This window comes from Abyssibacter sp. (assembly GCF_964229365.1).
Taxonomy (GTDB): Bacteria; Pseudomonadota; Gammaproteobacteria; order Nevskiales; family OUC007; genus Abyssibacter.
Genome location: NZ_CAXRDQ010000073.1, coordinates 51879 through 66288, shown reverse-complemented (window position 1 = coordinate 66288; position 14410 = coordinate 51879). Strand labels below are relative to the sequence as shown.

At 65.2% G+C, this 14410-nt stretch carries 6 protein-coding genes; 2 read left to right on the top strand and 4 right to left on the bottom strand.

Annotated features, from left to right (window positions below; translation table 11 throughout):
* The 3 genes from ACE1EY_RS12415 to ACE1EY_RS12405 form a co-directional block, all read right to left on the bottom strand.
* A partial coding sequence (locus ACE1EY_RS12415; RefSeq protein ID WP_373928085.1) for an alkaline phosphatase PhoX occupies window positions 1-1373 on the bottom strand: 1373 nt, incomplete at its 3' end.
* 247 nt (window positions 1374-1620) lie between these two features.
* Window positions 1621-10812: a PKD domain-containing protein gene (locus ACE1EY_RS12410; RefSeq protein ID WP_370300289.1), complete on the bottom strand. Its 9192-nt coding sequence runs from the start codon at window positions 10810-10812 to the stop codon at window positions 1621-1623.
* 161 nt (window positions 10813-10973) lie between these two features.
* A complete protein-coding gene (locus ACE1EY_RS12405; RefSeq protein ID WP_291514649.1) occupies window positions 10974-11498 on the bottom strand; it encodes a redoxin domain-containing protein in 525 nt (174 codons plus the stop codon).
* Window positions 11499-11766: 268 nt separating this feature from the next.
* Here ACE1EY_RS12405 and ACE1EY_RS12400 point away from each other — a divergent pair, with 268 nt between their 5' ends.
* Window positions 11767-12192, top strand: coding sequence for a hypothetical protein (locus ACE1EY_RS12400; protein ID WP_291514648.1), 426 nt, complete (start codon window positions 11767-11769; stop codon window positions 12190-12192).
* Window position 12193: 1 nt separating this feature from the next.
* Here the strand turns inward: ACE1EY_RS12400 and ACE1EY_RS12395 are convergent, their stop codons facing one another.
* Window positions 12194-13339, bottom strand: a complete 1146-nt coding sequence (locus tag ACE1EY_RS12395) for an aminotransferase class V-fold PLP-dependent enzyme (protein ID WP_370300288.1) — start codon at window positions 13337-13339, stop codon at window positions 12194-12196.
* Between the two features lie 87 nt (window positions 13340-13426).
* Between ACE1EY_RS12395 and pip the strand changes: the two genes are divergently transcribed.
* On the top strand, window positions 13427-14401 hold the full coding sequence (gene pip, locus ACE1EY_RS12390) for a prolyl aminopeptidase (protein WP_291514646.1): 975 nt from the start codon (window positions 13427-13429) through the stop codon (window positions 14399-14401).
* Window positions 14402-14410 lie beyond the last annotated feature (9 nt).

The following is a 14410-nucleotide window of genomic DNA, read 5'->3' as shown; positions in this document are numbered from 1 at the left end:
GCCTGCGGAATCGTGACTTCGAACGTCTGCCCGAGGCCGCCCGCCCCGGCCGCACGCTGCGAACTGAAGTACAAACGTGACCCATCGGGCGAGAACGCCGGGCCGCATATCTCGGAGCCGGTGTGGGTGTCGCCCAGCTGGACGAGGACCTTGGCCGGCTGGTTGGGAATAACCACCATGATGCGAATCACGCCAGTATCCGGATTGTCCTCGGCCACGAGGATGTCACCAGCAGGGCTGACGGTGAGGTTGTCGACATCGGAGAAACCGGGGTCGATCTGGCTGTTGTCGAAGATCAGTTCAACGAGTTGGTTTTCGACATCGAATGCCCAGACACGGTTGTCGCCCTTGGTCGTGAAGAACACCAGCCCGCGGGTCGGGGCCGAACCACCCGTCGGCGTGGTCCGAACCGATTCGGGCAATTCGTAGAACCACAGGCCTTCGCCACCTTGGAACACCGTGCCAGGCCCGCGGTTGTCACCCTGGGGCTGGTCCGGGTTGAGCGCATCAACCCAGCTTACGGCCTTGAGTTCCCGTAGCGCGGCATCATCCGCTTCATAGCCGCCGTCCTCGTAGCCTGCGACGTTCATGCACTGCAACGTGCCTTGCTCGAAGGCCATGCGTCCGGTTGCCGGGTCGATATCCGCCGGGTCGGCGACCCAACGATAAAAGCGGCCGGAGCCGGAGTCCTCGGTGAGGTACACGATGCCGTGACGTTGATCCACTGCAATGGCTTCGTGGGCGAACAGGCCAAGCGATGGCTTGGCAATGCCCTGGCCCGGGTTGTATGGATCACATTCCCAGCAGAGACCGTCGCTGGTTTCCTCGCAGGAGACCCAGGTGTCCCACGGTGTCTTGCCGCCTGCGCAATTCTGCGTGGTGCCCGACAGAATCTGGTAGCTGTCGACCAGCGTGCCGTCCGGATCGAACACCAGCGTGCCGACCCCACCCAGCGGTACACCCAGGGTCTCGCTGTTCGAGGTGTAAATCCAGCCGCCGTTATCGCGCAGATAGGTGGCGCCACCATCCGGAAAGTTGTGCCAGGTGTAACCACTACCGACCACGGCGGGCGCGCCCGCACGGGCGACGATGCGCGAGGTGAACCCATCAGGGAGTAACAGATCGTCCGCGTTCGCGGCGAGAATGTCGCCGATATGCGCCAGCGGGCCGCTGGGAATCGTCAACTCGCCCATGGGCGTGGCGCCACCGGTTCCGCCTCCCGGCTCACCGCCGGCACCCGGCGCGGTGCCGCCTAGCGACTCGCTCTGACCACAGGCCGTGAGTAGCGGCGCGGCGCTTACGGCAGCGCCCGTATAGAAGACATAACGCAGCAGCTCTCGCCGCCGCATATCAACTGTTGTGATTGCGTGCATTGCATTCCCCAGAGAGTGTTGAAGGCCACGCACGCGAACGGCGCGCGCCCATGGTCGCCAAAGCCCACAGGGTAGTTCGCCAGTCCTTCAATCAGATGACGGTTCGATGACAACCGCCGGTCCGCCGTCGAGCGGCGGTGCCGCTCAGACTGACGGAGGCATCCCTGGGCTACGCCAGCGGGGGCGCATCTGGCGGCGGACCACGCCTCCCCGCCGGCCGCCCGCCACGGGGACCGCACCTGATGCGCTACCGCGACACGGCGATGCCGCCGCTCGCGGCTCGCTGATCACACTGCTGCCCGATCAGATCCACGCATTGTCGGTTGGTGTTGCCGAACGCATCGCGGATGCCACCGGCCACGATATAGGCATCCGCGCCGCCAATCGGCAGCTGCCATGTCAGGCCGTCCTGACTGCTGGCGTCGCGGGTCTGGACGGACTGATCGCTGGTCACCACCGACACCGTCACGGACTGGGCCTGCCCGGTATCCGCCCAGGGACGGAATGTGCAGCGATGGCAATACTGCACCTCGACACCATTGGCGTAGCGGTGCAGGTTTCGTTCGTTGCGAACCCAGGGAATCAGCGCCTCGTCGCCGGCCAGCACCGAGGACCAGCTGTCCGGATAGTCGATCGGCCCGACGACACGCTCGCCGAAGGCATCGGTCGGTGAGCGGGTGTTAGCCCCGGATTGGAACTGCGTGTGCCGCGTCACCGGGCCCAGTCCGAACTCCAACACGGAACCGGACCGGACCGGGGCCTCGACCGTGACCCCACCCCATGGGCTCACCTCGAAGGCGGCGCTGACGAGCGAATAGCTGGTCGGCCCGGTACTTGTCTGACGCCGACCGTCGATGACGAAGCGGTACAGGCCCAGTGGCGTGGCGTATGGCGCCTCCGGTCGCAGGGGCGTGTCGACATCGGTGACCGGAACATCCGAAACAAAGGCTTCGAAGGCCGCGGTCCAAACCCACTCGAACTGGCCCGCGCGCCAAGCCGCGTAGTCCTCCGGATCGGGGATCACCACCCCCTGGAAGTCGCCGCTGCCGGAGACCGGTGTGCCACCCAGAAAATCGACATGAATCGGAACCTCGCCGCGTTGATCTCCCACGGTGATCCACTCGCCGTTCTCGAGCCGCTGGACGATCACGGTCGGCATGCCGAGCCAGGTGGCGCCACCGACCCATTGCACGGTTGCGGCGTCGAAGCGTTCGATCGCGGCCGGTTCGGTCACGATGCGGGCTTCGCCGCCATCGGCAGGCTGGGTCAGATCGTAGGCGCTGCGAAGACCCCGGCCGATCTCGCCGAGGCCCCGTGCCAGCGCTTCAGCGCGCAGCGATTCGACGGTGTACACGGTATCGAGTACCGAGCCAGGCATGCCCGGACCGCCATTGAGGCTGGCCGCCAGGCGCGCCAGACGCGTGTTGAGGAAGTCGGCCCCGTGCGGCCCCAGGGCTGCGAGTGCCTTGCGGTAGTGGTCATGCGCGCGGTACTCGCGGTAGGCCGGCATATAGCCCCAATAGTCATTCGCCATGCCGACGGGAATCACCAGGCCAAACCCGGCGTCGGGGAATTCCTCGTGCGTGAAATTGCCCTTGATCTGCGCCGGGTCCAGCGGCTCCGCCTCGGCATGCAGGCCGTAGCTGAGCGCTTCCCAGCCGGCAGCATCGTTGTGAATCTGGGCCTTCATGCGCTCGAAGGCTTCCAGCGAGGTCGTCAGCAGACTGCCGTCATCGCGGCTCGGATGCGGGCAGGTCACGGTGTCGCCGTTGACGGCGCAGCCGACCTCGTCGGCTCCATGCACGAAATCGCCGTTATTAGCAGGGTTGCGCAGCGGATTGTCGGCCGCGTAGCCCAGGTCCCAGTCCCACCCGGTGTGGATGTCCCCGGCCACCCGATTCAGCCGGCTGATCACGTTCAATGCAGGGTCGGTAAACTGCTCGCAAGGGCAGAAGGTGACGCCCACATCACCGAGCTTGAACACCTGGATCGGCACGGTCGCCTGCTCCGACACCAGACCCAGGGTGGTCGCGCTGTAGCTGATCGGCACGGGCACACCCAATTCCACGAGTTGGTCCACCATCCCGCCGGTGATCTCACCAATGCGCGCGCGCACGTCGGCGTAGGTCTCCGGCAGGCTGGGGAAGATGTCACCGACCACCGCCTCGAACGGTTCGATCAGGGTGCCGTCGACCGTCTCCAGACCACCTTCGACATCATCGGCCACGTGCTCGCAGTCCGGGAAGCCCAGCACCGGGATGCCGGGATTGGCCTCGTAGAACAGGCGATCGGAGTTGCAGTTGGACACCCCCGGTATCGGCCGGGTGACCGGTGGCGCATAGCGCCGGTAGGCGAAATCAACGACGAAATCGTCCCGCAGCGTGGCGTGCTGGTGGGCATCCCAGGGCTGGTTGGCCGCGATGTTACCGAGTGCCTGATGCACATTGTCAGCGGCCAGGCGCGCGGCGCGATGGGCACCGGCAAAGGCGGCTTCCTGGAACTCATGACGCTCTTCGCCGCGATGGGCGCGCTCATCCTTGTGCGGGCCGGAGGTGCCGGTCTCGGACTGCGACATCAGGTTGATGGCACCGGTCTCGCGGTCGAGCAGACGCATGGTGGCGTGTGTCACGTCGCCGGAGATCACCTCTTCACCCCAGACCCATTCCGGATGGATGCCCAGCACGACCCAGTTCGCGTAGTTGCTGCCGGTGGCCAGATCGTCGAATCGCAGCACGTACATCTGCCGCGAGGTGTAGTCGTAGGGCTGCCCTGCCGGTGTGTTCGGCGTGCGCTGTTCCTGCGACACCTTCGGGCCGTAGGTATGCCCGCGAATGTCGTTCGCATAAATCGCCGTACCGCCCATGCTCACCGGCCGCATGTCGGCCGCGGCGGCCACGATGGCGTCGCGCATTTGCGTGGCCATGTAATCGTAGAAACGGATGTCGAACACATCCTGGAAAATCCAGGTACCGACCGCCGGCGTGGAATAAAACGGCGATGCATGACTGTGCGAGACCGTCATCGCCAGGTTGGCTTCGGCGATGCCCAGCGGCTCGCGCCCTTCGGCGATTGCCGTGGCGTCATGCTCCTGGAGTAGCTGGACGAGACGCCGGCGCAGCAGGTCGTTGGGCAGGTAGAGATCGTTGCTCGCCACCGCGACGCGCTTGCCGTTGGCTCCTTCGACGATCAGCGCACGGGTCGTGATCCGATCCGCCAGGGTGTCTGACCCGACCTTGCGGGTGGAATGCAGGTACGGATCGAAGCCGCGCCCGCCATCAATGCCGGCACCCGTTGCGGCGAACTGGCCTGCCGATGGCCCCATATGCCAGCTCGCATCCATGACCGCCGCGCCGGCGCGGGCGACACCGTCTCCGGCCGGGGTGACGGGCGAGAGATAGTCGCAGGCCGGGCTGCCGGACAGCAGCGCCGCGCATTGCGAGGCCAGCATATCGAGCACCTCATCGGCCGCCGATCCCAGCGTTTGCGTCAGCCCTTCAAAGCTGGCGCACAGCGCGTCCGGGCCTTCCAGGCTGGCGCAGTAGTTCCCGAGCTGATCCAGCGTGTCTTGCACCGCGCCCGACACGCCGCCATCGGGCGGGGTGGAGCCGCCATAGGCGGCTTGCCCCGGCGGAACCGGCCGCACCGGCGGGCACTGCGCGGCGCTGTCCACCCGCCGGTTGTTGTCGACATCGATGACCCGACCCTGCGGGTGCAGGAAATGCGATTTCTGGCACATGCCGAAAGCCGTGCCGCGCGGGTACTGGTGCGGGTCGAAATCATCGCCACGCGGCGGCACGTTGCCCACGGGCGGAGTCGCCGTCATGCCGGCATCAAACTCGATGAGCGCCGAGGTCGTGGTTCGGCAATCGTCCTGGACGCAATCCAGTGCGTCGTAGGCCGGCCCGGCGTCGCGGCCGACCAGCGGCAACTGCCAGAACGCCGCGACATCGGGATCACGGGCGGCGAAAAACGCCTCTCGCGACGAGAACTCGTGGTTGGCGCCCTCGCCAGGTCGCCGGTAGTAAAGGTCCGCGACATCGACCCCGGCCGTGCGTGCCATGACCTGTGCGCTCCAATGGGTAACCTGATGATCGGCGAAAGCCGGGTGCAGCAATACCTGGTTGTCCGGCCCGTTCAACGCGCGGTTATCGATGATGTGATGTGCGTAGCCGTTGTTTTCGCTGCGATCCCACAGCATCTGGATCAGCGCAAAACCCAGGTCGCGATCCAGATCGTCGGGATACGACAGATAAAGCGGCAGCGCGTACGGTGGCAGGCCGTCGAATTCATAAGCCTTGTCGAAATCCACGCTGCGTCTGAGCAGTGTGGAGTAGTTCATCCCGACCACGCCGAGCACGCCGCGATTCACGTCCTTGGACAAGGCGATGACGGGACCGCCGCTAATGCCGCCCTGCGAGTTGCCGTCGTAAAAAATCTCGGTATTGGAGAACACAGGCTCGCCTGCGGACTGGAACGCCGGATGCGCCGCAAATCCGTTCGGATGCCGCAGCGCCCGGGCGAGGAACATGAAGTTCAGCAACCCCTGCTGCGACGCATCGGGCACGACGGGAAAGTTCGACAAATCCACGAGCGCGCTGATCACATTGACCAAATCACCGGTGGAGAAGCCGAACAGGTCGACGCCGCAGAACAGGAAATTGTGATCCGACGAGAACTCCGGCACCCGGTCGTAGGTGACCGCCTGATGGCCGTCGAGCAGCCCATGTCCGTAGATGCCGGCGCGTGCGGGTGACTGCGGGGACGCATCCAGCGGAATCTGGCAGGTGAACCGCGTCGTCATCGTGCCGGTGGAATCCGGCAGGCCATCGCCGTAGCGCAGGCTGGCCGGATCAGCCGGGTTCAGGCCGTCGAGCACGTTGTAGAACAAGCGGTTCGGCGGCAGGCTCCCGCCGTCCGGTATATCCAGCGCGGTGCCCAGCAGCTCTGCACAACCCGAGGCCAGGGGCGCCAGCGGCAATCCGGTGCAAAGCGCTTCCAGATCCAGCGCCAGATTGTCGATCGGTGCCGGATCGGAAGGAGCCACATAACTGGGCACGGTGATCGTGCCTTCGATGCGCTTGGCGATGCGGCGCGAACCGTTGTCGCCGTAAGGCAGTTCGGTGATGCGATCCACCGTGAAACGTGGCGACACGCCGAGTTCGAGGATGTTGCCGTCGGCATCCTCGATCTGACCGAGGTAGTTGCCGAACGCATCGTCCCGCATGTGCTGCAGGCGGCTCATGTTGTTCTGGGCGCTGGCGACAGTGAAATCCCAGGCCAGGTACAGCCGCGCGTTGCCACGTACCCCGATGCCCGCCTCGGCCAGCACCGGAAACACATCGCGCTGCAACTGTTGGCAACGCTCGGCCACCGGCGGCAACGCCGTCTCACGTTCGTCGCGGCAGGTTGCGAAGGCGGGTTGCGCGGTGATGAGGCCGCCGTCCTGCGCCGGCAGATCCTTGAGCGCGACGATGTAACGATGCCCTTCCTCGAAGTTTCGGGCCGGCCGGATCAGCAGAGCGGCCTGTTTGCCCAGCGGGTTTTCCGTGCCCTGCCCCGGCAGCAGCAGCCCGGCGTTGAGATCAATCTCCGCCCAAACCGGATGCGGCTCTCCCGTCGCTGCGTCCAGCACGACGACCGAGCTGCGCAACAGGTCCAGCGACTGCGGGATGTCCGTCAGCGGCGGCGCGCCAGGAACCGTTCCATCGGCGTTGCTCAGCAGGTTCGGGACAAAGGTCACCATCAGCTGGCCTGGCGAAAAACCGTCATTGCGGTTCCACTCGCTGGGGTCGATGGGTTTGCCAGCGATATTGCGCGGCATGCCGAGCACATTGAAGTTCACGCGGCGCCCGGTGCCTGCGGCCTGCGGGCTGCCCTGTGCCGCAGATACGGTGAAGTGATCACTGGGAAACGGCAGCAGACAATGCGCCGAATCGAGCACATCACAACCGGCGACCACGGCACTAACGGCATCGCCGATCAGGTCCGTATCGTCCGGACCGCCCGCCGAGCCACTGCCGAAGACACTGCAGATTCCATCCGGAAGACCGGCGTCACGGCAGGCGGCATCCAGTGGGGTGTCCGGGTTCAGCAGGCCGCAGAACTCGGCGGGCACGCCATTCTCCAGACAGCTTTGCGCCAGGCTGCGCTGCACGTAATCGATCCGATGGCCGATGACGTTAATGATGCATCCCTCGGCCGTCGGCCCATCCGCACAGGCGGCCAGGTAGTCCGGAACATGCTCGCTGGCCTCGGCATCGAACAGTGGGATGTAACCCTGCGAGCGCAGTAACGGCGCGGTCAGCGGGCCGAGCGAGACGAACTCTTCGTAGCCCGTGTACGGCAGGGCCAGCCCGGTATCACCGCTGGCGTCGATGTAGCTGAATTCCTCTTCCGGAAGGATGTAGCCGAAGGAATTCTGCGTTAACCCCAGCAGCATGACCGCGGCCTCCGGATCGGCCAGCGAGCGGATAAATGCACCGAAGCTACCGGTCGCCTCGCCCGGAATCGTGACCAGGTCCAGACCGCCCTGATCACCGCCGAGGCTGATGCGCGACACCAGCGTCTGCGCCGTCGGCGTGGCCTGCGGCAGGGTGGTCAGCGCCGCAGCCAGTTCCGGGCCGATACCCGGAATCTGCGCCACCGGCAGTTGCAGGAAGTCGTAGTAGCGATTGAACGCACCCAGACCGCCGGCCGCGACGAACAAGGGATTGGTCACCGGCAGGAGCACCGTCTGGTGCCGGACCGCCAAACCGCTGTCGATGACCCGCTCGACCGCGAAACCCAGGGCATCGGTAGCCATGCCAGCCCCACGGCTGCGAACCCGAGCGTAGGGCGTGCTGCCCGTGGTTGGCCCCGAGGCTGAGGCATCGGCAATCGGGCCGTTGAAGTACAGCGCAACACTGCCCCCGAAACGCGACTCCAGATGATCAACGGCGCCCAGGATGAAATCCGGGTGCGGCACTCGGGGATCTTCGTTAATCGATGTGGGGTGGGCATTGAACTGCAACAGGCTCGCCAGCACCTCGCCGCTACGCGTGCCGCGAGCCTTGAGCAGGGTTGCCCGCGTTTCGGCATCCTGCTCCGGGTCGATGCGCTGGGGGCGGCGGTAGTTGTTCCACTGCGCCATATCGCCATGGCTGATTTCCAGCTCTGCCGGTTGCATCTCGCCCAGCGCACGCACCGCAACCTCGGCCGCGGCCGGATACAGCACGGTGTGAATCCAGTCCTGTGGCACACCGCCCCACAAACCTTGCAGGTCTGGCCCGGCGTGGGTGTGCGTCTGCCCGAAAACGATGTTGTCGCGTGCAATCCCGCTGGCGGCGGCCACGGCGTCACGCACGCCTTCCTGAATGACGTTGCCCGCGCCGACGGCGTCCAGTACCAGGAACAACACCTGCGTGAGGCTGCCGTCGGCCTGCGGCTCTTCCACGGCCATGGCGCGAATCCAGATGTGCTCCTCGCCCGCATCGCCCAGGTGCAAGCGCTCGGACGCCGGCTCGGTCAGTGACTCGCCCAGCGCGCCAAACGGATCGGGCAGATTCTGCGTGGGGTCGATCCCGAAGCCACCCAGATTGAATTTCTGCAAATGCGTGGCGCCACCGATGCGAGGCTCCTCAACGCCATCGATATGCGCCTGCGTCGGTACGACAGATGCCTTGGCAGCGCCCACACGCAGCTTGCCAACGATGATGGGATAAACGGTGACGCTCACCTCATCCGTGGCCGAGCGACCACGCGTATCGGTGACGGTTACGGCGAACCGCAACACCGTGTCTGCATCGACCTCCGGGGCGGTCAATCCGGCCACCGCAGAACTCACGCCCGAAAGTTCGACGCCAGGACCGCCGATCTGCGTCCAGGCGTAGGCCGCGATCTCGTCATCCGGATCGTCGCTGCCAGCCGCGCTGAGCACCACCATCGAACCCTCGTCAGCGAACTGGTCTGCCCCGGCATCCGCCACGGGCGGCCGATTCGGTTCGATGATCACGTCCAGGGAATCGGTGGCACTGGCGCCTTCGTTGTCGGTCACGACCAGGGTGACTCGCACCGTGGTCGTCGCCGTGACATCCGGCGCCACGAATCCAGCAACCGGTCGGTCACCGTCGATCATGGTCACGGCCTGCGTGTTCGCGCTCCAGGCGTATTGCTGGATAACACCATCGGCATCGGTGCTCGCGGAGCCATCCAGCCTGATCGTCTGGCCCGCAAAACCGGCCTGGTTGGCGCCGGCGTCGGCCAGCGGGGGCGCGTTCACCGGCTCGACCGTGATGGTCACCGTATCGCTCGCCGAGGCGCCGGCGTTATCGGTGACGGTGAGTTCGATATCCAGCGTGAGCGGGGTTGTCGTCTCGGGCGCAACAAAACTGGCCTGGGCGGTATTCGCCCCGTCCAGGGTCAGATCCATGCTGCCGGTGACTCGCCAACGGTAGGCCGCCAGCACGCCGTCGGGGTCGGCGCTGGCCGAGGCATCGAGCCGCACCGTTTGCCCTTCGCTAACGATCTGATCGCTGCCGGCATCTGCTACCGGAGGCGTATTAACGGGTGGATTGCCCGGCAGATCGCGGATCACCACATCCAGCTCCGCGGAGGAGCGAGCGCCCTGGTTGTCGGTCGCGGTGACGCGGAAGCGCAAACTCGTGTCGGCGTTGACCTGGGGAGCCGTCAGGCTGGGCCGTGCCGTATGCGCGGACCCAAGGGCGACGTCCGGTCCACCGATTTGCTGCCACGCAATCGCGGCGATGCTGCCGTCAGCGTCGCTGATCTGTGCTGACAGCCGGGCCGAGCCGCCTTCATCAATATGGCGAGGTGATGCCACTGTGACGACCGGCGGCATGTTGGCCTGACCGTCATCCAGGTCGGTCAGGGTCGCCTCGAAATGCGCCGCGGCATCTTCGGCACTCACTAGTGTCCGCGCTGCCTTCCGGTTGCTTCCGGTGGCCGCATCAATAAACGCCAACACATCGGCGTCCGCGGCAAAGGCCGCATGTGACTGCGCAAAGTTCAGCGCGCGTGCCTGCCCTGCCGCGCGGGCCTGGGCAGTGATCTGCAACCCGTTCGCGGCATCGAAATCGCCGTCCAGGGTCAACATCAGGCGCACGATATTCAGCACCGCTGGTGGGTCGGCGAACAGGTCTTCGCCGGTCGCGCCGGGCACGAGCTGGATGGGCGTGACAATCGCGGCGCCGGTCGTGGCGCCCAGCAGGATGTCGCCGATCAAAAATTGCAGCGTGTCGTCAGCGGCGTAGTCGAACCGCCCCAGCGCGTCGGTTTGTGACCGCCCGGACGGACCCTCGACCTCCAGGCCGGCGACCCGGGCATCGACGAAGACACCGGTTAACGCGTTGACCGGCTCGCTCGATGAACCGCCGTCCCCACTTCCCCCACACGCGCACAGGACAGCTGTCGCCGCCAGCGCAACAACGCGATGCATGCTCATTATGTTGTCTCCCGCTGCCCGCACTGTGCAGGCCGCACCAGCTTTTGTTTTTTTATGACCGCCCGTCTTTAGTCAGACGGGCGTGTTCGGCGACCATAGTCGGCCAAGGGAGACTGTAACGAAATCGTAAAAATTACCCAGTGGCGCTCAAGGAGGACGGGCTAACGGTCGGCGATCAGCGCATCCAGCGCGCCGCGCACGGCCTGATCCTGCCGGTCACCGACGTGGGTTTCGCCGATGAACCGACCACGGATGACACCCCGCGCATCGAGCAGATAAAAAGCCGGCCAATAACGGTTGCCCATCGCATTCCAGTAAGCGTGATCGTTGTCGATCATCACCGGATGCTCTACACCCAGCACCTCACAGCGGCGCGCGACTTCATCCGGTGAGCGTTCGTAGTTGAACTCCGGCGTATGGATTCCAACGACGGTGAGCCCGGCATCGGCGTAGTCATCCAGCAGGGAATTCACCCAAGGGATCGATCGGCGGCAATTAATGCACCCAAAGGTCCAGAACTCGATGATCGCCGGCCCGTCGGACAGATCATCTAGCGTCAGCGGCGCGCTGTTAATCCAATCGCGATGCTCGGTTTGGGTGAATTCCGGGGCGACGGACGCCACCGCACTGGTCTCGGCACCGACAACCGCGAGGCAAGCAGCCCAGATCAAGCACAGAGAACGCATCGGATCACTCCTGAAGAGGGGTTGTGTCTGATTCAGGCAGTAGACCGTACCGGCCCCGGGCTCATCCCACCCGGCAGCAGCCGTGGTTCACCCCGGCTTCACCGCCGACGCGCCGCGGCCGATGAACGGTGGCGCCCACGGCTGAATATCGGGCGTAATCACAGCAAATTTTCACGCAAGATTAAGCGCCGGCCCCCTACTGTGAATTCATCGACAGCATCGTCGATGGTGATGTCGATGTCCGACATCCAAAGAGGGGAGACTCGCGGTGAAAAGCGATGACAACGACCGTAAACCAAAGGTCTGGGACAAGGGTTCGGCGCCCAGGTCATCCTTCGACCAATCGATCGAGCGAGCGGTTCAGGCCAGCCTGCTTCGCGATTCCGATGATTCGTTGAGCTGTCCCAAGCCATTGCGGGAGCTGGTCGACGCGCTGACCGACCGGATCGGCATACGCGCCAACGATGTCATGGCCGCGGTGCAACGCCTGGAGGCGCAACGCGCTGTGGTCGTGATCAGCACCGCCTCCGGCTGGTCCGTCAGGCTCGCCTCACGCGGCCAAGACCATCGGGCAACGGCGAGAACCGCCAGCAGCGACTCGCCTTGGACGATGATCCGTCGTCAGTTAAAGCTGATGCGTGCGGCCGAGGCGCAAGCACCTGTGCGAACCGCTCCGGAGCGCCGCACCGAGTAACTCAGACACAGCGGGCCAGCCGATGGATCAGGGCATCCACGTCCGACCCCGCATGGTAGAGGCCGAAGCCGAAGCGCAGCCGATCGCCTCGCACATCCGTCATCACCTGCGCCTTCGACAGCGCCTGCTGCAACGCCGCGGCACGTGGCGTGCGGAAGGTCAAAAAATTGCCGCGGCTGGCCGGTAGCGGCGGAATCAGTTCGTCCATCGTCAACCCGGCCACCGGTAACGCGGCGAGAAACTGCTGCTGCAGGCTTTCCACATGCAGCCGGATCCGCCGCGGCGTGAGGCCCTGATCTTGCAGCCAGTGCTGCACGGCGTTGAATCGATAAAGCGCGGTCGGGTCGAACGTGGAGCCGGCAAAGCGCATGGCAGAGCGTGCGTAGGGAACGCCCTGCTGGGCGCCCGACAATTCCTCGAACCCTGCAAACCAGCCGGTGTTCACCGGGCGCTCGCCCCAGCCAGGCGGACAGGCCATGAAGCAGGCGCCCTCCCCGGCCATCGCGTACTTGTAGCCGCCAGCCAGGTAAAACGCCCGATCCGCCGAGGCGGACCAATCCACCGGCTGGGCCATGAAGCTGTGGTAACCGTCGACTGCGATCAGCGCGGCGGCGTTCGCCACCGCCCGCACGGCCGCGTGAATATCCGGCACCACAAAACCGGAGTTGTAGAACGTGTGCGACAGGTAAACAAAATCCACGTTCGAGTCGGCCGCCGCCTCTGCCCAGCGGGCGGTGAAGGTGGAAAATGGCTCGACCGGAACGCGCACGGTGTCAGCGACTCCGGCTTCTTCCCAGCGCGCGAGTTGCCGGGCAAACGAGTGAAACTCCCCGTCCGTGGTCAATATGCGCAACGGCCCGTCACGTTCCACCGCGCTTGCCAACCGCACCACGCACTCGTGCAAGTTGGGCGCAAACACCACGTCGGCCGGGTCGGGCAGCTTGAGCAGGCGCGCAACATGTCCTTGCGCCTGCGGCACCACCGTGTCGAACACATGCGACCACTTGGCGTCGATCCATCGGGCGGCGTCGTCCCAGGCCTGCAGCTGCGCATCGCGGGCCACATCAGGCCAGGGGTGGTGGCTATGCGCCGCGAAATGCAGCCGGGTGTCATCGGCCAGGAACCGGGAAAAGGCTGCAGCGTACATGCGGCGCAGTGTATCGCGACCAGCGCAGGGATCGATGTGGCGGGCCGTGGTCTACATGACCCAGGTATCCCGGATAAGATCAGGCGCATGAAATCGCTATATCCAGAACTCCAAGCCCGGCGCACCGGCACGCTGCCGCCCGAAGACGGCCACACGATCTGGTTCGAGGAATCCGGCAATCCGGACGGCATTCCCGTCGTGTTCGTCCACGGTGGTCCCGGCGGCGGCACACAACCGCTTTACCGCCGCTTTTTCGATCCGGCGCGCTATCGCATCGTGCTCTTCGACCAACGCGGCTGCGGCCAGTCCACACCGCATGCTGAGCTCGAGCACAACAACACCTGGGCGCTGGTCAGCGACATGGAACGGCTACGCGAACTGCTGGGCATCCAGGCCTGGGTCGTGTTCGGCGGCTCCTGGGGGTCGACCCTATCGCTGGCGTACTCGCAGAACCATCCCGACCGCACGCTGGCGATCATCCTGCGGGGCATTTTCCTGCTCCGGCAGCAGGAGCTGGAATGGTTCTACCAGGATGGCGCCAGCCGCATGTTTCCGGACGCCTGGGAGCAGTACCTGCAGGCGATTCCGGACGACGAACGCGATGACCTGCTACAGGCCTATTACCGCCGCCTGACCCACCCGGACCAGACCGTCCGCGTGAGCGCTGCGCGGGCGTGGTCCCGTTGGGAAGCCGCCACCAGCAAGCTGATTCCCAGCCCATCGCTGGTCGAGTCCTTTCAGGATGCACGCTTCGCCGAGGCATTCGCCCGCATCGAGAGCCATTATTTTGTCCATGGAGGCTTTCTCGACCACCCGGACCAACTCCTGCACAACGTGGAGCGTATCCGTCATATCCCCGGCTTTATCGTGCAGGGACGCTACGATGTGGTCTGCCCGCCGCAGACGGCTTGGGATCTACACCAGGCTTGGCCGGAAGCCGAATACCACGTGGTGCCGGATGCCGGCCATTCCGCGACCGAGCCGGGCATTGTTGACCGGCTGGTCGACGCCACGGACCGCACGGCTGATCGCCTGTTCGGTCACCAGAGAACCGCTGGCTGAACTGCTCAG